Annotated in this window: 17 protein-coding genes; 3 read left to right on the forward strand and 14 right to left on the reverse strand. The window is 41.0% G+C overall.

Annotated features, from left to right (window positions below; genetic code table 11):
- Positions 1–475: 475 nt before the first annotated feature.
- The 6 genes from DMI82_RS15465 to DMI82_RS15490 form a co-directional block, all read right to left on the reverse strand.
- Entirely contained in the window at positions 476–1372 is an 897-nt protein-coding gene (locus DMI82_RS15465; RefSeq protein WP_110103807.1) for a hypothetical protein, read from the reverse strand.
- Between the two features lie 107 nt (positions 1373–1479).
- Positions 1480–1794, reverse strand: coding sequence for a hypothetical protein (locus DMI82_RS15470; protein ID WP_110103808.1), 315 nt, complete (start codon positions 1792–1794; stop codon positions 1480–1482).
- A gap of 2 nt (positions 1795–1796) precedes the next feature.
- On the reverse strand, positions 1797–2423 hold the full coding sequence (locus DMI82_RS15475) for a hypothetical protein (RefSeq protein ID WP_110103809.1): 627 nt from the start codon (positions 2421–2423) through the stop codon (positions 1797–1799).
- Between the two features lie 132 nt (positions 2424–2555).
- The gene (locus DMI82_RS19675; protein ID WP_146207168.1) at positions 2556–3179 is read right to left on the reverse strand and encodes a hypothetical protein; all 624 of its coding nucleotides are present in this window, start codon (positions 3177–3179) and stop codon (positions 2556–2558) included.
- 223 nt (positions 3180–3402) lie between these two features.
- Entirely contained in the window at positions 3403–4014 is a 612-nt protein-coding gene (locus DMI82_RS15485) for a hypothetical protein (RefSeq protein ID WP_146207169.1), read from the reverse strand.
- A 124-nt stretch (positions 4015–4138) separates the two neighbouring features.
- Positions 4139–4753 (reverse strand): hypothetical protein, encoded by a 615-nt coding sequence (locus DMI82_RS15490; RefSeq protein ID WP_110103812.1) that lies wholly within the window; start codon positions 4751–4753, stop codon positions 4139–4141.
- 409 nt (positions 4754–5162) lie between these two features.
- On the opposite strand from DMI82_RS15490, the gene DMI82_RS15495 reads away from it, so the two are divergent.
- Positions 5163–6743: a leucine-rich repeat domain-containing protein gene (locus DMI82_RS15495; protein ID WP_110103813.1), complete on the forward strand. Its 1581-nt coding sequence runs from the start codon at positions 5163–5165 to the stop codon at positions 6741–6743.
- A gap of 180 nt (positions 6744–6923) precedes the next feature.
- On the opposite strand, the gene DMI82_RS19880 is transcribed toward DMI82_RS15495, so the two are convergent.
- From DMI82_RS19880 to DMI82_RS15520, 5 genes are all read right to left on the reverse strand, one after another.
- Positions 6924–7094, reverse strand: coding sequence for a hypothetical protein (locus DMI82_RS19880; protein ID WP_158526487.1), 171 nt, complete (start codon positions 7092–7094; stop codon positions 6924–6926).
- A gap of 1003 nt (positions 7095–8097) precedes the next feature.
- A complete protein-coding gene (locus tag DMI82_RS15505) occupies positions 8098–9489 on the reverse strand; it encodes an RNA-guided endonuclease TnpB family protein (protein ID WP_110103815.1) in 1392 nt (463 codons plus the stop codon).
- A 268-nt stretch (positions 9490–9757) separates the two neighbouring features.
- Positions 9758–10402 carry a hypothetical protein gene (locus DMI82_RS15510; protein ID WP_110103816.1) on the reverse strand — a complete coding sequence of 215 codons (645 nt, stop codon included), beginning with the start codon at positions 10400–10402 and terminating at the stop codon, positions 9758–9760.
- 24 nt (positions 10403–10426) lie between these two features.
- Positions 10427–11134 (reverse strand): hypothetical protein, encoded by a 708-nt coding sequence (locus tag DMI82_RS15515; RefSeq protein ID WP_110103817.1) that lies wholly within the window; start codon positions 11132–11134, stop codon positions 10427–10429.
- A 101-nt stretch (positions 11135–11235) separates the two neighbouring features.
- Positions 11236–11781 carry a hypothetical protein gene (locus DMI82_RS15520; protein ID WP_146207170.1) on the reverse strand — a complete coding sequence of 182 codons (546 nt, stop codon included), beginning with the start codon at positions 11779–11781 and terminating at the stop codon, positions 11236–11238.
- A 346-nt stretch (positions 11782–12127) separates the two neighbouring features.
- Between DMI82_RS15520 and DMI82_RS15525 the strand changes: the two genes are divergently transcribed.
- Complete coding sequence (locus DMI82_RS15525) at positions 12128–13393, forward strand: RNA-guided endonuclease InsQ/TnpB family protein (RefSeq protein ID WP_199579976.1); 1266 nt, start codon at positions 12128–12130, stop codon at positions 13391–13393.
- 348 nt (positions 13394–13741) lie between these two features.
- Here the strand turns inward: DMI82_RS15525 and DMI82_RS15530 are convergent, their stop codons facing one another.
- The 3 genes from DMI82_RS15530 to DMI82_RS15540 form a co-directional block, all read right to left on the reverse strand.
- A complete protein-coding gene (locus DMI82_RS15530; RefSeq protein ID WP_110103819.1) occupies positions 13742–15229 on the reverse strand; it encodes a C40 family peptidase in 1488 nt (495 codons plus the stop codon).
- Between the two features lie 144 nt (positions 15230–15373).
- On the reverse strand, positions 15374–15889 hold the full coding sequence (locus tag DMI82_RS15535) for a hypothetical protein (protein WP_110103820.1): 516 nt from the start codon (positions 15887–15889) through the stop codon (positions 15374–15376).
- A gap of 100 nt (positions 15890–15989) precedes the next feature.
- On the reverse strand, positions 15990–16454 hold the full coding sequence (locus DMI82_RS15540) for a hypothetical protein (protein ID WP_110103821.1): 465 nt from the start codon (positions 16452–16454) through the stop codon (positions 15990–15992).
- A gap of 1807 nt (positions 16455–18261) precedes the next feature.
- On the opposite strand from DMI82_RS15540, the gene DMI82_RS15545 reads away from it, so the two are divergent.
- Positions 18262–18639 carry a hypothetical protein gene (locus DMI82_RS15545; protein WP_199579977.1) on the forward strand — a complete coding sequence of 126 codons (378 nt, stop codon included), beginning with the start codon at positions 18262–18264 and terminating at the stop codon, positions 18637–18639.
- Positions 18640–18649 lie beyond the last annotated feature (10 nt).

Genomic DNA, 18649 nt, shown 5'->3' on the forward strand with positions numbered 1-18649 from the left:
AGGATATAAAGCGGGAATCCTCGGCAATTAAATTACCGAGATGAAAGCGACTAATAAATAAAAGTATCGCTTGCGATTTTTTAAAAAATATATCCAAACAAGCAAATTTTTCAGCATATTATATATGAGCATAAAAGAGACGTTCTCTTACCTTAAGAATAGGTTGCTCATTACAATATAAAGCAGCGACCTGAAGCAAGTATGCAAAAAAGAAATAGTCTCTGACTGTTACACCTTCTGTTTAAAACTTCAGGTCCATAGGAGCCTCGCCGTGTCCTGCTGTGGCATGTCTGCAGCCGGGCCTCTGTCCAGGGATATTTCTGGTGCATACGCTTGCATATGCGTTGGTTGTATTTCTCGCAGATAAAAGTAGTTGTTTTACCTGAGTGTCTTCGGATGCTCGGTAATTTAATCGCCGAGAGGTTCACTATGCATGGCTTTGCAAAAAAAGAGCCGAAAAAATTCGGCTCATGTTTCAAATATCGAATGTTTCTTTATCACTTTTTGCTTTACCAATCGCATCCAAAAGATACGCTTTTACCTGGACGTCTGCATCTACACCATACATTTCATAAGCATTTTTCAGTGTTTCCTGCTTTATCTCGCATACATCCAGCAGATTTTTCAGTGCTTCGGCATCATTTTCAGATACACACCATGAAATCGCAGCAGGGCCGATGGTGTCCAGATATTTTTTTAATACTTTTCCGCTTTTGCCTTCTCTTCTTTCCTGGTTCATGTTTTTGTATGTAGTTACAGCAACTATTTTTGACATATCTGTATCATTTACATATTTGTATAAAGAATCCAGAAAATTCCAGATTGCCCTTTTTCGTCTTTGCTTGCCATGTACCAGAAATGAGATTTTATCAAACCGTTTTGTAATTTCGACCTTATCTTTTTCTGTTAATCCAAGAGGAATACAGAATATCTGTCCGCAGTATTCCAATGCAAGAATATTTCCGGATGCCGATGGCCGTTTAATTTCTTTGCCAAATGAATCCAAGGAAAACAGACAGGAACTCTTATACATACAGGAATGCTGCCCTGCATATAGTATAAAAATACGAAAAATAGACCTTAACGCCTTTCTATCATCTGTAATCGCAAATACCGGCATCTGTAAATTGCTTGTACATTTTTGTCCATTTTTATCCATCGACGGACGTGGAAATACAGCCAGGCTTGCCGCCAGGGAAGGGGTGCTGAAGGCAGACCGACCCTGAACAATTAGTTGTCCGTCGGTCTTGAGGTAATTGGACGAATGCGTAGGGGTCTGAAACCTCGCCCGCTCAGCATCGCAGACTTTTGTCTGCTTCGCACGCACGTCGTGCTGGTATACGCGAGCGCAGTTCGCGGTATCATAAGACATTACAAATCTCCTTTCTTTATTTTTATTTTTATTTCTTGAAATTGAGTATTAAGCACCCGGCCTTCGGCCGGACGCTCTTTCTTTTTTCTCTTCTTTTCTTTTTTTTGTTACATCCTTGCAGCCAGGACAAATGGCAATACCAAAACAACGACTTCAATTATTGTAATCTGAAACGTTTTTGCTGTTTTTTGTTCCTGCTTTTTTATCTTAAAAAAGATATATAAAAACATTCCAACCGCCAGTATCGCTGCCACCGCATAGACCACAAATTTGTATTTGCCAAGACTGCCACTGGACAGCATGGAAAACGCCAGCACAAATTCAATGACTACATACATGACATTCAGAATCCATGTTGATATCGGTATACCGAGTTCCGGCGCAAATTTATTTCCTTTTTTCTTTTTGTCTTTTTTTGTCAATCTCAATCACCATCCCAAACAATATTTTTCTCAGTCAGATTATCCGTTGCCATAACCATCATCTGTTTCAGTGCCATGATTGCATTTGCTGCCGTTGCCATATAGTAACTGGAAATATCTCCTTCGTTGACTGAATAAGTCACTTCTTCTTTCCGGTCATAATCGTGGTTTAAGATAGCATCCAGGACATTTCTTTCTTTAATCTCTTTTCCATTTTTGTAATAAACAGTCTTTGTTCTTTCAGTGTCAATCCACTCACCGTTTTCATCTGTGTATTTGGCTTTGATTTTTTCAATCATGCCCATCAGCATCGGGATTGACTCTGCGGGTGTTGTACCATACAGTCCACGGATTCCATATTTGGTCTCAACCGGGCCCTGGGTTCCGTCAGCATAGTATGCAGAGACCTCGTCATGCGCAAACCGAATATCGCCATCTGTCGCCTCATAGTAATAATGGCTGTAGTTATATGTAATGTTGATATGCGCTTCCACCTGCTCGGCCTGCTCCAGTTCTTTTGTTACAGGATTCACTCTTGCTGGAACCGTTCCTCCTCTCACATACTGGGGATGCTTCATCTTTGCTGTTTCGCCTGTGACTTTGTTTACCAATTCAATATCGTAACTCATAAATATTTCCGCCTTTCTTTATGCTTATTTTTACAAATCCAATATGCTGGATTTGATAACATTGATAACATGTGGAAAAAGACTTTCTTTTTTTTGTTATGAAAATAGCTTAATATTTGTAGTTTACGTATCTTAAAGTGTCCATTTCTCTTCCTTTGACGCATTGATGCTGGACTCTTTGCCAATCATTTCCAGAAAATAAGCTTTCACTTCGATACCCATATCCTCTTCCAATTCAGAATATATTGCTTGCAATACATCGGCTGATACAAGATTCAATTTTAAGACAGTGTATACTTCTTCCGGTTCTGCATTTTCAACATGCCAGCGAATAATTTCAGTAGCGTATTCTTCAAGATATTCTCTCAGTTCTTTTCCATTTTTACTTTTTCTTCTTTTTTCGCTCATGTTCAGATATGTGTTAAGGGCAGCTTCTTTCCCCTCGTCTCCAAACGCATACTTATAGAGCGTTTCCATGGTATTAGTTAATTTTTTTCTACGTGCTGATTTTAATATTTTTTTTGATATTTTTTCTATTTCCTGGCATATTGAAATTGTTCTGTAAGAATTTATCATTATTGGGAGATAGAAGCACATTCCAAAGACGGTTAATTTGAAAATCTTTCTTGGTGCATAATACCTGAAAAAATATGCTTCGCTATCGGTAGAATGGTCATTTATTATGCTAACCAGTTCTTTGTAACAATCTTTTGTTTTTTCATGTGATACACAAATTTCAACTATTTGTTTTGCCAATCAAATCAGCCCTCTGCATCAACAATCGAACTTTTTGAAACGTTCGTCGTCATTTTTATTACATGTATTGATTTTTTCCAGTATATATGCTGCTGCTATTTTGTATCCTTTTGCTTGTACTGCCTCCAGCATCTGCATTAATGCATCAGTATTAAAAATATCCATTTTCAATATTGACAATACATACTCTTCTGGAAATTCTATCGCAATATCTTTTGCATTTTTATCTCAAAAACTCATCCAGCAAATCATAAGCATCTTCCTTGTTCTTACAGTCGTAATCTTCATGCCTGCAGCAGAAAAAATATAACCGTTTCAATATCAGCCCATTCATCTCCTGGAACCGCATGGCGTTGTATATCATATTCCGGCCGTTGATATTCAGCAGCACACTTTTTAATGTTGTCAACTGCTCCGTCTGCTCACGTGTCGCGTGGCCTATCAATGCTGTATATTCTTCCATTACCTGTTTCCGGTATTTTTCCTTAGACAGGTCCATCCCATCTGGGCCAAGTGCATATTTGAGTACGAGACCATCAATCCTTTCTGCATTTTCTTTCGCGTCACGGTATGTTTCCTGGATTCCTTTTGTATAGCAGCACGAGATGTAGTTATGCACAATATAAACTGCATCTGTTCTGTTTTCCAGTTCTCTTTTGATTTCAGAAACATTATTGATGTTCACTACCAGAACATCATCTCCATCCAAAGCAGGAAGAGATTTTATGCTTTTGCAAAATTTAATATGATGTCCCAACTTTTTTAACTTTTTTACTGTTATCTTTATTGCTTTATCTGGCTTTCCGGCCAGTAGAAAAATTGCTTTTGTTGTCATTGTTCTTCCTCTTGTTTCGATATTTCTTTTAGCATTCATGTGTGCTTTTTTTAATATGCTGATTTTTTTTGCGGAAAACAAAAAAAGAACGGGTTTTTCAGTCGCTACACGGAGCACTTATTTTTCAAAACCACAAAAAATCCTCCACCGCCTCCACTGCTTCTTCCACTGTTCTTAACGAACTTCTGTTCACCAGCAGGCGCTGCAGCAGATATCCATTTTCTAACTCATATTTCATCGCCAGACATCTTGTCGGCCGGTGTCTTAGGTTCAGCAGCGCCGCTTTCAGCAGCCCAATCTGTCTTATCTCATTTCCGTACGCATCTTTTAGCAGTGTATCTGCCTCTGCCTTAATTTCTTTTTCGTAGTCTTTTTTGGATAAGACCATCCCATCTTTCCCGCAGCTGCATTTTTTAATTGTTTTTTCGAGATACCCGGCATTTATTCGTGCGCGCTCAAGCAGTTCTCTTCTTGACAGGGTAGTGCCAGACGAAACATACGTCTCTATCGGGACATAATTTGCATCTTTTCGCCGTCCAATCTGCTCTTTCCAGTCATCCATATCTCTCACATCTACAACGATAATATCGTCGCCATCCAATTCCAGACCATCCAGCGTCTTCGGCTGCTTGACGATATATTTTCTTTTGTGCATTTCTTTTATCACTTTTTTCTGGAGATATTCCGGATATGCTCCAAAAAGGAATATTGTCTTTGTCCTAATTGCTGAGTTTGGCATTCTTTGCTCCTTTTTTTTATCTTTGATAACTCGCCGTTTCGGCTCGTGATAACTCAGGCTTACGCCTTCGTTACCAGAATAAATATAACCAAGCCTCGCAGAGGCTGACAAGCGAAGCCGTAAGGCTAAGTGCAGTGCACGAACGGGGATTCTGGCCCACGTGCGAAATTAAAACCAAAACATTTGACCCGCGGACGACTTTTCGTCGGCCGGGGACTTCCCGTTCTCCGTTAATTCCAATATGCAGAAAAATTACAAAAACGTAAAGAGAAACGCAGCCAGGGGGAGCTTCGCTCCCCCTGGCCTTTGGTTTTTGTTGTTTGATTTTTCACCCCTCTTTCACCCTCCCCTTTTTTCAGCATATTAATCTTGAAGCACAAAAAAATCATAAAGAAAGGAACAAAAAAATATGAAGTTTACAAAAAAGTTATACGAAGGAGCCACACTGTATGGCAACGATATGTACGTTAAGGATATTGACGTCTTACCAGATGCAACCGAATTTAAGTTTCTCGGAGAAGCACCGTATACAGGCATCAAATACTACTATCTGCGGGATATCAACAAATCTTTCCCGAATGTCAGAAGAATCTATATTGACAAAAACGTCCGCGGCATTCAGATGGACAACCAGCTATTTCCGAATGTTGAGGAAATCGTCTCAGACAACGACACATACAAAAATACCGGCGCCGGAATGCTGATGCGTATTACCGGCAAGAATACTGGCACGCTTATCAATACATTCTGCAAAAAACCAGGCGAGCCTATGGATATGAAAAATGTTGTGGCAATTACGTCTATGGCTTTTGCTGGATGCAAAAGTGCAAATTTCGTCAATATGAAGTTTGAAGATATTTCTTGCGACGTTGATGCATTTAAAGGGTATGAAGGCGTTGGTGACCTGCCTGTTGTGGAAGGCGTTCATATGCTCGGCAATATGGTGATGGAGGTTTGTGACAGGGTACCTGACAGTGCCAGGAATATCAGTAAAAGCGTTGACTTTTCAGGCAGGACACTTACCGTGCATGACATATCTATTATTTCCCGGATTTATTCCGAGTATCGTCCAAGCAAAGTCATCATTGACAACGACGGGGTAATCAATCCACAGGATTTGCGTACGGTATTAAGAAATTCTGGAATTGCAAGCATAGAAATCTCTTCCGGCAATCCGTATTATTTAACACATGACGGTATCGTATACAACCATGACCGTACTTATTTATTCGGGTGCCCGTCAGGAAGAGCTGGAAAGGTTGTTATCCCCGACGGGGTTAAAGAAATCAACGAATCTGCATTTTATGGTTGTAAAATCACAGACATCGTCATTCCAGATTCAGTTACGGAGATTGGCGCATATGCATTTGTATCAACCGACATTGAGTCCTTTACATTTAGTAAAAGTATGGATACTATTACGGAGTCAATGTTTAATTCATGCCGGAACCTTACGGATATAAAAATACCGGCACACATCAGGAAAATCGAAAAATATGCATTCAGCAATATCAAAATACATTCAGTTGAACTTTCTGAAGGTTTAACCGAGATTGGGGCGAATGCATTTATATTCAATCCGGACTGCGATTACGATACTGAAGTTATACTACCAGCGTCAATTAAAAAACTTGACAGCCATAGTCTTTACGGTGTAAAGCACATCATAGTCACAACCGACAGTAACGGAATGCTTCCTCATAACCTGTTTGATGCCATCGGCACCGGAAACAATTCATTCAAGAGGATATCTACAAAGCTGACTGTAGACGGCAAAGATTATCTAATTCCTTTTGCAGGCGGTCGTTTGTCCAAATGGGACGAGTATTTCAAAATGATTCCGTTTGACGAAGACATCATCTGGAATTTTTACCAGGATATTGACGACAGGGAACCAGAGCTTATCAGAAGATTTCTTATAGAACTCTACCCTACAATTGATAACCAGAAGGTAAAGACAGAAATCGGGAAAAAGCTCAGAGCCTTTTAGCGAAGTATATTTAAAATGTGTCTTTCCGATACCGACGCTTCCGGCAATAAAATCAATGACAACAGCAATGATAAGTTATTGTTCAAATATCTGTCATATAATTTATGTACAGAGAACGCGCTAAAGACCCTTGCAAATGATGCAAACAAGCTCGGCAAGGTTGATATCAATGTGTATGTCTTACAGGCAATAAGTAACCTTGACAACTCCAAGAAAACCTCTTTTAAATTGTAAACGCACAACAGCCCGGCAGCGAAGCTGCCGGGCTTCTTTTTTTTCTTTTTTCTTTTTCTCCATCTCTTTATTCGCTTTCCGGATTCCGCCGCTTACATCTTCTTCCAGATATGCCACTCCATCTTCCGTCTGAATATTTTTTCCGATATTTTTTCAGCCAGTTTTTTTAAGTTCTTTGAGATATTTTTCTTTTTCATTTTCTGCATCCTTTTTTATTTATGTATACAATATGCAGAAAATCCAGAAAAAATCAGCACCATAAAAAAGCGCCTGGGAACCAGGCGCAAATGCTAAATTCTAAAATCAGTTTTTGTATCCATTCTGTTTAATGCATCCAGTGCGTATGCTTTTAACGACAGCCCCTCTGTCTCATTAGCAAAGCTGATGATTTTTTCAATCGCCTGTCTGGTGCTGCCGGCTCTGAATATACAATTTCTTCTTCCATATCAGATTATATTCCTGTCACTCTCCTCATTTTTCTTTGAACAGGGCATTTTTCTCCACATCCACTAAGTGCCATTTGATGCTCCACAAACTTTCTTTCATACTTCAAATACTCCGAATGATAATAAATATCCTCTAAAGATTTGTTATAAATAGAATCCGGATTAACTATTCTATTATTTTCGTCAGCTAATTGAATATACTTGAATGTTTCACATCCGAATACCTTTCCGTCATAACGGATACACAGTTTATTTTTTCCGGCATAGCAACAATAATCGGAATCCTCTCGCTGTAAAGGAATGTCAATTCTTATTTTATTATTATTGATTGCCTCAAGTTTTAACGTGAAGAACCCACGACTGAAGTCACGGGCTTCTGATAAAAAACAAAAACCTTTATTTGTAGGATTACGTTTTGCTCTTATCTGTTTCCTGCTTCATCTGCCCGATGCATTGCCGGCCGGCTTTAGTCTTACTCAGGCTCTCTGTCAGGACCCTTATCCTGGCAGTCCTACTGCGGTGCAGGCTTTAGAAGTGGACTTTCACCACGGCTCCCACGCTTCCCCGAGGTACCGTTGCTTCATTGTCTGGCTATTTCCGTTTCCGGAGTGTTTGTTTGCATGTGACCGGTTTTATCCGTTGCTGGGTTAATAGTTACTTCTGAAATCTTCAGTTTACTGGATTACCTGGATTCCTTCCGCCTGTAGTAGTTCTACGCCTGCTCTGAATATATTCTGCTGTGCGTTGACATCACGGTCATGCAGTGTTCCGCATTTCGGGCAAATCCACTTCCGGACCGCCAGGTCCTTCACGTTTATATTTTTATGTCCGCAGCATCCGCATGTCTGGGAAGATGGGTACCATCTGCTGACCTTACGGAAATACTTTCCGGAACGTTCCATTTTATATTTCACCATGCCCAGGAACTGGGACCAGCCAACAGAGGCAATGGACTTTGCCAGGCATCGGTTCTTCATCATGTTTTTAACTGCCAGGTCTTCACAGATAAAAGCCGTGCAGCTATCAGTGATTGCCCTTGCCAGCTTGTGATGAAAATCCTTTCGCTGGTCCGCAGTCTTGCGCTGTTCCTTTGCAACCTTCAGACGTGCCTTTTCCCAGTTCTTGGAACCAGTATGTGTTTTCTTGTCGTACTGCTTTCTGGAAAGACTCTTCTGAAATCTGCGGAGCCGTTTGGCGTGTACCTGAATCCATCTTGGGTTTGGTACTGTGCTGGTTTCTTTAAGATTTCCGAAAACGCCGAAATATTTTAATCCAAGGTCCACTGAGATGATATCGTCTTTGTGAACGATAGTCTGAAATACTGGCTTGTCAATCACAGTCTCCATCCTGAGAGAAATACGGTATGTATTATTTAACCTTGTTACTGTTGCCACCTTGATAGAAGTGCCATGCGGCTGGATGTCTGCAAGAGTCTTACCTTTTGGTAGCACGAACCTTATATATCCAAGTCTTGGAAGTTTTATATATGGCAGTCCGTCAACCATCTTCAGCTCAATGTTGTTGTTTGTGTAGTTCGTCGTGAAACTGCTGCCGTTTGGTTTATTGTAAGATGCGTACTTTGGAAACCCGGCTTCGCCTTTGAAAAACCGCTTATATGCGTTATCAACATTCCGGCAGGCGTTTTCATAAACAAATTTATCCGATGTTTTCAGGAACTCGTTCTCTTTTTTCAGTTTCGGAAGGTAATCTTTCTGATACTGGCTGACCGTAAGTGTTTTCTTATATTGGGCATAGTATTCCTTGCGCTCATGTAAATAATTATTACGTACAAAACGGGCATTCCCAATCTGCTGGTTAATATCCGCTTGTTTTTCGCCAGGAATAAGCTCCAGGACTACACCGTAATTCCAGATGCATTTGCCATACGGCTCCAGGGCATTATTCTTCCGTTCAACGATATTGAAACCGCCTTTTCCGCCACTGAACTCAAAAGTACCGTCCGGCAGCTGTTTGACAGTGACTGGTGATTTTGATTCCGAAGGTTGTTTTTGTGTCTTATCAACAGTCTTTCTCTTGCAGACGGTGTTCTTATTTGTATTTGCCATGCTGATTACCTCCCTTCTGATTTGTTTTCTGTTATACGTACAGTATGCCGGATTTTTTCCAAAATGTAAAATATTTGCGAGAAAAACTTCGCATAAGTATGGAGCAGTTTTAAAAAGTCGTAAACGATATTTTTATGTATTTAAAAGAAAAACCGCCTAACTCACGACTGAAGTCACGAGAATGCGGCAGCTAAATTTTCAATTGTCAGTAATATGCGAGATTCTGGAGCATAAGAAAAAGCACCGCCTTCGGCGGTGCAAAGAAAACTTACAAGGAATATTCAGAATCTGTATCTCTACAAGTAGAATCATTTAACAATTGCATGATACATGCTTGCATCGGAATGGATAGTTTCGCAAAGCGGTTGTCAAACAACAATTTTAAATCTTTTGCGGATGATAAACCCAATTCCCAAAAGTCTAATAAATCCGGTACATTACCTGCCGTCATGTTCCATAGCAGTATTGTCTGACTCATCACAGCAAGATATTGTTTTAATGTCCTGCCGTTTTTCGCCCGCTTTCTTTCTTCGCTCATGTTTTTATAAATCAGAATTGCCAACGTCCGCCCATAGTCGTTTTTTGAGAAACGGTACATCGTCTCCATATAGTTGAGAAGACACTGCTTTCGCAATTTAGCGACTGGAATTGATGAAATTGCCCGAATTCCTGAAACAATGATATTTTCTTCGTCATATGAGATATCCAACGGAAGCCAAAATCGCTCGGAATTTATTTCCACAGACATTATTTTGTTGTGTTCGTCGCAGTATATATTGTTGGTATTGTAGTCAGAAACAAGGAGCGAAAAAAAACGTGCCAGTTTTTTTAATCCTTCTTTTGTATTTTCGATTTTTGTATGTATTTCAGTTTTTTCCGGTTCTTCAATATCCCGGATAATTACTTTTTCCATTTTTTTAATTTCCCTTTCTTTTTTTTATACACTGAAAGTTTCGGTTTCTGTCTTATCGGAAATACCTCGCTCTTTGCTAATCTGCTCCAAGAGATACGCTTTCATAACGACCGGTACATCATCACACAATTCATCAAAAACCTGCTCCAATGTTTTCTGACTGGCAAATCCGAAGTCTAAAAATTCATTCAGTGCTTTTACATCCTGAGTTTCAACTATTGCGCATAAAATCTTTTCGCTCATGACTATCAGGTAATGTTCTAACTCTCTTCCATTTTTAGAAGACTTTCTTTCATCAGTCATTTTGCGGTAAGTATTGAACGCAACCTTTTCTGCAGAATCATAACTTGAATAAATATACGATTTTTCTGCAAGATTTTGTAATGATTTTAACCTTTTCTTTGGAAACATGCTCCGCGAAATATCAAGTATCTTTGACAGCAAAAGTTCTCTTTGAACGTCATTCATAATTGGAACAAAAATAGAAATTCCATCCATGTTAATCTCAATGTCTCTAGGGTCTCCTTCTCTGGCAAGATAATCAATGAATTCACCATATGGTATAACCTGGATATTAGATAAATCCATGACGAGTTCATATAATTTGTGGAAGCCTTTTTTAGTGTTTTGCAGAGTTATTTTAGGAGGAAATTTTTCTTTTTTCGATTCTGTTTTAAATGGTCCTCCAGAAACAAAAATGTTCTGTGAGTCAGTAAATACTGTTTTTGTCATTTTCTTTTCTTCCTTTCTTTGTGTTTCTTCCTGCTTACAGTATGCTGTATTTCAGGGAAGTGTAAAAAAAGAGCAAAGCCATTCGGCCTGCTCTTATTTTTTTACAAAGAAAATTCATTTGCCTCCCGCTTTTCCGCTCTCCTCATTGCGTCTAGCATGTATGATTTTTCGTCAATAGACATGTCATCATATTTCGCTGAAAAAACCTTCTCAAGGATTTCAGGAGGAGCGCAATCCAACTGTAGGAAATCGCCTAATTGTTTTGGCAGCTGCATTTCTAAGTCCCACAACAGAATGGATTCGCTCATTGCGGTCAGATACTCTCTTATCTCCTGCCCTGCTTCAGATTCCAACCTCTTTTGTGGCATATTTTTGTATATGTTTATTGCAGTCAGACATCCATTATCATGCTCTGCTTGGAGATATATTTGCTCCATATGTTTTGTCAGTCCCTCTCGGCATCTTCTTCGAAAAAATATCTTTACATCCAGTGCATCAATCACGGCCAATGTAGCTTTGGTTGATTTTAAGTCCATCTGTGGAATGAAAAATTTCTCTTTTCCAAAATTGACCTGCAAACATAAACCGTCATGTGCTCCACGGTGGCAGTAATCGACATAAAAGCCAGAGATAATCTCGTACAGCATGAACGTTCCGCGTCTCGTATCTGGAACACTAATGCAGGCCCTATCGACGGGCGGGAAACCCGCCCGCGTCTGGTACACGCGAGCGCAGCTCGCGGTATCATGGTCCCCGTTTCCATCTGATAATGCAGCGTCAATCATCTTACCGATTTCGTATTTTTTAGGATTTAAAGCGGGAATCCTCGGTTATTCTATATCCGAGATGAAAGTGCATAAAAAATAAAAATATCGTATACGACTTTTTTATCTCCGCATCTCATGCGGAGATTTTTTTTCGCAAAATTTTACATTTTATCACAAATTTGGCATATTAAATATAAATAAGAAATTCAAGGAAGGAGGAATCTATATGCTGCTATCACAAAAAACAACTATCAAATTAAATAACGCAGAATCTAATATCATTGGGCATATGTGCTATGCAGCATATAAACTTTGGAATGTCTGTAACTATGAGCGACAGAATTACAAAGGCTTATCACTGCCAGTAAAATATCCTGACTGGTATTATCAGAAGTCTGCGCACAAGGATGGTTTGTGGTTTAAACAGCTTCCGTCGCAAACAGCACAGGAAATATGTAAGCAACTGGATAAGGCCTGGAAGTCTTTTTATTTCCTGAAGAAATCAGGAGGCATTGAGGACCCTAAACCGCCACGTTTTAAACATGACAATATCGCCATTACTTATATGCAGAATGGGATTGTGCATGAGCCCGGAAGCGACACCATAAGGCTCTCCATATCCAAAAATCTCAGGAAATACATGTCTGAAACTTACCAAATCAACGATACTTTCCTTTACCTTAAAAACCGTATTTTTAAGGACGTTGATATGATAAAACAGATAAAATTGTATCCACCTGAAAATGGGGTATGCGAAGTCATTGTTGTCTATGAAATTCCAGATGAGGATATGCTGTCAGATAATGGCCGGTATCTGTCCATTGACCTTGGCGTCCACAACCTGATGACCTGTTACGACAGCACATCTGAAAAAGCCAATACTTTTATCATTGGACGAAAATACCTTTCTATTTGTAGATATTACGATAAAGAGATTGCAAGGATACAGTCCCAGTGGGCAAGAACTCAGGCGGAGCATGGAGTAAAATATCCGAAATTATCCAAACATGCGCAAAGGCTATATCAGAGTAAACGAAACCACATCCATGATTATCTTCATAAAGTCACACGCTGTATGACCATGTATTGCAAACTGCACAACATCCACACAGTCATCATTGGCGATTGGACCAATATACGAAAAGACAAAGACTTTGGAGATAAGACGAATCAGAAACTTCACAGCCTGCCATTTAAACAGCTGACAACCATGCTGGCTTATAAACTGGCTTTGGAAGGAATCCGTCTGGAAGTAATCAGCGAAGCATATTCCAGCCAGACAAGTCCATTGGCTCCAGATGTCATCCGGAGATATGCGAAAAAGTCGAATCGTGTGGAGCGTGGATTATACCTAGATAATGATTTTGCCTGGAATGCAGATTGCGTTGGAGCATTCAACATATTGCGACTTTATCTGAAACAAAAAGAGATAGACCTAACATTTGATGCCAAATCTATCTCACATCCTTATGTCTTAAAGGTAGCTGCGTAAAAAACAGTAGTGGTGGTATGGACCCACCCTGAATCTACGGGGCCCAGGCTCCGCACATCAGATGCTCGGTAATTTAATTGCCGAGTAGTTCACTCCAGTCGTATTCTATTTCCATTTTTCTTCTCCTCTCTTTGTTGCTAGTTTTTTGTTTTCTATTGCAATATGCGAGATTCTGTGGCATAAGAAAAAGCACCGGATAAATCCGGTGCCTGTAAACTTATAACTTGAAATTTTTCTGGCTTCCTGATATACTATATCCATGCGCAAGACAGCCCTTAAGGGCAGTTGGTAATGGAGGCATTACCATCGATGCAAGACCCGGTGTTTTTACACCGGGTCTTGTTGGTTTTATACTAATCTCCTAACACTCAAAATTGTTCTATAAGCCGCATTATCGCTTATTTTAATTCCGTCTCTTGAATTTGACGCATGAACAATCTGTCCATTCCCCATATAGATAGCCACATGGCCGCCGTAGCAAATCAAATCTCCTGGCTGTGCATCTGCATAAGAGACTTCACGCCCTGCGTTCTGCTGTTCATAAGATGTTCTTGGAAGGCTCACGCCAAAGTTTGAATAGACACTTTGTACGAATCCTGAGCAGTCAGCGCCATTTGTCAGGGATGTACCGCCCCAGACATAAGGATTTCCGACAAATTGAGTCGCATAATCTACAACGGAAGAGCCGGAGCCGGAACCTGAAGCACTTTCACTGCTGCTTTCTGTGCTGCTATCGCTTGAATCTGCCGCTTCATTGCTTGGCTCATCACTTGTTTCGCTGTCTGATTCGGCTTCATCTGTTTCATTACTTTCCGCCTCATCTTCGCCATAATCCTCTTCTTGATTTCCTTCTCCATTCATGTCATCGCTTTCGCCTGAAGTATCCTCCTCTTCCCCAGCGTCATCTGACTCTTCGTCCTCTCTATCTGATTCCTCATCATACTCATTGTCATCATCTTCCGGCTCTTCATCATTCTCACCGTTGTTTTTATCTTCTTCATATTCATCTGAGCCGTCCTCTTGTTCTTTCGCTGCTTCTTCGGCCGCTGCTTCAGCCGCAGCCTGCTCTGCCGCAATCCTCTCTGCCTCTGCCCTCGCCGCAGCCTCTTTCTCTGCGACAATCTGCTCAATCTCGGCCTGCTGCTGTTGAATCAGTGCTGCGTAATCATTCGCCATCTGTTGAGCATAGGCAATTTCATTGTCACAGTCTGCAGAACTTGCATGCTTGGAATCAATCGCAGCCTGCAGGTTTGCCTGCTCGGTCTCCTGCTCCTGCTTCATCCCTTCAAGTTCAGCTTTTTCCTGCTGATAACGGTCTTCCAGTTTCTGTACTTCTGTAATGGTATTTGCATATTTGTCCAAACATTTTCGGTCGTATGTATACATTTTTTGTGTGTACTCAGCATTATTAAGAAGGTCAGTCAGGCTCTCTGAATTCATCATCATCTGAAACCAGGCTGTGTCGCCACCCTTTTCGTATAGATACTGAATACGTTTCTTCATCGCTTCGTACTGTTTTTCTTTTGCTTTTTTTGCCTTTTTTATGTTGTCTTCTGTTTTTGAGATATCGGTTTCTTTGTTAGCGATATCTCCTTCCAGCGTCTGGATGGACACCATCACGTTAACGAGGTTCGCATCCAGAGAGTTGATTTCGTTTTCCAGCTGCTGCTTCTGTGAATATAAGTTATCAATCTGTGAATAAGTTTCGTTTAACTGCTGGCTTGTGGCCTCCTGCTCAGCCCGCAGGTCATCTTCCCTGTCAGCATAAACACTTGCAGCAGGCATGGCAGCGCTCAGCATCATCGCTAAAGTTAAAGTTACAATTTTTTTTCTCATCTTTTATATTACCTCTTTTTCTTTGTTATACTTGTTGCTTTTCTTGTGCAACAAATATAATATGCCGAATTTTAAATAAAATGTAACATTTGCGAAATGTTTTGTTTTTGCGCGCAAAGAAAAAGAGCCGATAGGCTCTTTTTCTTACTCCCTTCGATACGAAATCCCAATTTTTTTACACACCTCTTCAGCACTGGCGTCTAATGATATTTCTTTCCACTTGTCTAAAGACATATTAACCCCGGAATAATACCAGTGGTAATGGTTTACGCGTCCTAATGCGAGCTCGACCTCGCCAGGAACTCCGCCAAAATCATATTTAGTACTTCGCGAGTATATCCTCAGTGGAAATGTGCTTTTCACAAAACCGACATCCAGAACGACATGAGATTTTGTGAAGACGATATCTCCAACCTTAAGGCTTCCGTCAATTGGCTTGTTGAGAATCATTGGTCTAACTGGCCTGCCACTTATAATCTTTTCAATCGTTTTTCGTCTTTCTTTACATCTATCCATTCGTTCTCTGTATTCTTTTTTCTTTTCCTGTTCCTGAAACATACTGCAAACATAGTCCAAAATTTTGCCGTACAATTTCTGACAATCTTTCGCCCCGTCGTGATATCCGGCTTCGTATCCTTTTTCATATTCTGGTTTTTCCATATTATACTTCCTCTTTCTTTTTTAGTTTCTTACAGTATGCCGGAAAATAAGCAGCAAAAAAACGCATAAAAAATGCCGGCAGCCAAAGCCGCCAGCAAAATCAGCATCGCAAATATGCTATTCCAATCGCCCGGCAGACATCGTCCGTTCCGGCGTCATAAGAAATTTCTTTCCATCGTGTAAAAGATACATTAACGCCTGAATTGTACCAGCGGCAGAGTTCCGGCGCCCCGTAGAGGCTCGGATAGCCGTAATCGTATCGTGTACATCTAGAATATACTTCCAGGGGACTGACACTTTTGACAATACCGATATCCAGCACGGTATTTGCCTTGGTGTAGATAACATCTCCAACCTGCAGGTTTCCGTCAATTGGAATGTCCCGGAAACCTCTTCTTTCGCTTCTTCTTTGTGGCTGTTCGGAAATCAGTTTTCTTTCTTTTTGTTCTTTTTTCTGAAACGCCTTGCAGAGAAGGTCTATCACATTGGAATATATCTTCTGGCAAAGCCTAAAGCCGTCAGAAAACCCATCTTCGTAACCTTTTTCGTATTCTGTTTTTGGCATATCTTTTGTTCCTTTCTTTTTAGTTTTTTACAATATGCCTGAAAATAAGCAGCAAAAAAACGGCATGTTGCTCCGGATTAAGCCGGCATGCCGTTTTTCTTTCCATTATACATTCCAGCGCTGCCACGTGCTACTGCAGATTACACGAAGCCCCACGCTTATACATTCCAGCGCTGCCACGTGCTACTGCAGATTACACGAAGCCCCACGCTGCTTTTTTTTGCTCTTTTTTGTGGCTGTTTTTGTCGTATACACGAGATTTCATCTCTCTCTCTGCAACTGACAGCCACCTGCCGCAGTCAGTTTTTCCCGGGGAGTTTCCCCGCCGGAAGCTTAACTACCTGCTTGTACGCAGGCTGGCAGTAAAAATAGAATTTACCGGTGGGCCGCCAGGCCCGCCAAAACTGTTTCTTGTTGCTTTTTTGTTGTTCTTGTCCCTCTGTTCCAAGTCTACGACTGGAGCAGATAGCATATCTTGCTCAGGTTTCCCCATTCAGAAGCAGGCCATACCTGCTATCTTTCATCGGGCAAGAACAACCTGTCCCTTGTTCAGCTACACGGAATACATCGCTTCGCTTAACTTCTGCCTCCTTCTGGCTTACGTCATCGCCAGGTACAGCGCGTCCTTAGCGTCACGGATTCTCACCTCTCGACCAACCTATGCTGAAAAACTACAATGGGACAAAAACTTATCGCCGCGCTGTGAACCTCTCGGCAATTGATAGCTCCCCGGCTTTGCCGGAGTCGTTACCAGAATAAATATGAATCACCGAGCATCCGAAAACACCCAGGTAAACTAACAACTGCTTTTATCTGCGAGAAATACAACCAACGCATATGCAAGCGTATGCACCAGAAATATCCCTGGACAGAGGCCCGGCTGCAGACATGCCACAGCAGGACACGACGAGGCTCCTATGGACCTGAAGTTTTAAACAGAAGGTGTAACAGTCAGAGACTGTTTCTTTTTTGCATACTTGCTTCAGGTCGCTGCTTTATATTGTAATGAGCAACCTATTCTTAAGGTAAGAGAACGTCTCTTTTATGCTCATATATAATATGCTGAAAAATTTGCTTGTTTGGATATATTTTTTTAAAAAAATCGCAAGCGATACTTTTATTTATTAGTCGCTTTCATCTCGGTAATTTAATTGCCGAGGATTCCCGCTTTATATCCTAACACCCTTCCACTTGCGGGGCATGCGAATACCTCGTTTCTTACATTCGCAGTTCCCAAAAAAAACTTAATTCATGCATTTAGCGGACACTGGCCGCTTTTTTTTGCTTTTTTTGTCGACATTTTGGCCATTTTTTGCACTACCATGCAGATTAGCCTGCGCATCCGGCACTCGGCGCCAGAATTGTGCCCGATGCACTTAAAAAATGTGGTTTCCGCCCGGCCGGAGCAGACCTGCATTTTTCACAGGTTGACAAGGCTTCTTTACTGCCCTGTTACCTGCATATATAATATGCCAAATAAAATCCCAAAGAGACGTTTTTTTTAAATATTTTTTTTCGTATGATTCGGTGAATTCACACTCACCTTCACCAGACACGGGCGGGAAGTTCCCGCCCGACGATGATACCGCGAGCATAGCTCGCGTGTACCAAGCCTCGTAGAGGCTGACAAGTGAAGCCGTTAGGCTGAACGCAGTACGGCTTTATCCGCTGACAAACGACGACGAAGTCGGAGTGTAGAGCGTGGACGGGGTTTTTCCGTCCATCGATAGCGTTTTTCACTGCGTAATTTCTTTTGCATATTAAGTGTTGATTATGTGAATTTTTAAACAAGAAAGGAATTATTATTATGACAAATGAAAATCTTAAAATGACAGGAATGATTTTTGAAAACGGCGGACACGTAAAATTTGCGAATCTGACTCCGCACGACGTAAATCTCATCCTTCCGGATGAGACTATCTTTACAATCCCAGCCTCTGGAATTATCGCTCGTGTTGGATGTCATTCAGAACAGGTCGGAATACTTGGATGCATTCCAGTAACGAAAACGGTGTTTGACACCGTTGTAACAGACCTGCCAGAGCCACAGGAGGGAGTCATCTATCTGACTTCTACACTTGTGGCACAGGCTGTGCCGGACAGAACTGACGTTCTTGTCCCGGCAGACCTTCGCCGCGACGAGGCAGGCCGCATCATTGGTTGTGGAGCGCTGCAGCGTTTCTAGTCCTGCCAAA

It is taken from the genome of Blautia sp. BCRC 81119 (assembly GCF_003184505.1).
Lineage (GTDB): Bacteria > Bacillota > Clostridia > Lachnospirales > Lachnospiraceae > Blautia_A > Blautia_A fusiformis.

Bases quoted from the DNA above. Each gene is read 5' to 3' on its own strand.
- DMI82_RS15465 (WP_110103807.1), bottom strand. From the start codon at position 1,372: ATGTCTTATGATACCGCGAACTGCGCTCGCGTATACCAGCACGACGTG.
- DMI82_RS15515 (WP_110103817.1), bottom strand. From the start codon at position 11,134: ATGACAAAAACAGTATTTACTGACTCACAGAACATTTTTGTTTCTGGA.
- DMI82_RS15475 (WP_110103809.1), bottom strand. From the start codon at position 2,423: ATGAGTTACGATATTGAATTGGTAAACAAAGTCACAGGCGAAACAGCA.
- DMI82_RS15525 (WP_199579976.1), top strand. From the start codon at position 12,128: ATGCTGCTATCACAAAAAACAACTATCAAATTAAATAACGCAGAATCT.
- DMI82_RS15485 (WP_146207169.1), bottom strand. From the start codon at position 4,014: ATGACAACAAAAGCAATTTTTCTACTGGCCGGAAAGCCAGATAAAGCA.
- DMI82_RS15540 (WP_110103821.1), bottom strand. From the start codon at position 16,454: ATGCCAAAAACAGAATACGAAAAAGGTTACGAAGATGGGTTTTCTGAC.
- DMI82_RS15520 (WP_146207170.1), bottom strand. From the start codon at position 11,781: ATGCTGTACGAGATTATCTCTGGCTTTTATGTCGATTACTGCCACCGT.
- DMI82_RS15495 (WP_110103813.1), top strand. From the start codon at position 5,163: ATGAAGTTTACAAAAAAGTTATACGAAGGAGCCACACTGTATGGCAAC.
- DMI82_RS15505 (WP_110103815.1), bottom strand. From the start codon at position 9,489: ATGGCAAATACAAATAAGAACACCGTCTGCAAGAGAAAGACTGTTGAT.
- DMI82_RS15510 (WP_110103816.1), bottom strand. From the start codon at position 10,402: ATGGAAAAAGTAATTATCCGGGATATTGAAGAACCGGAAAAAACTGAA.
- DMI82_RS15490 (WP_110103812.1), bottom strand. From the start codon at position 4,753: ATGCCAAACTCAGCAATTAGGACAAAGACAATATTCCTTTTTGGAGCA.
- DMI82_RS15530 (WP_110103819.1), bottom strand. From the start codon at position 15,229: ATGAGAAAAAAAATTGTAACTTTAACTTTAGCGATGATGCTGAGCGCT.
- DMI82_RS15545 (WP_199579977.1), top strand. From the start codon at position 18,262: ATGACAAATGAAAATCTTAAAATGACAGGAATGATTTTTGAAAACGGC.
- DMI82_RS15535 (WP_110103820.1), bottom strand. From the start codon at position 15,889: ATGGAAAAACCAGAATATGAAAAAGGATACGAAGCCGGATATCACGAC.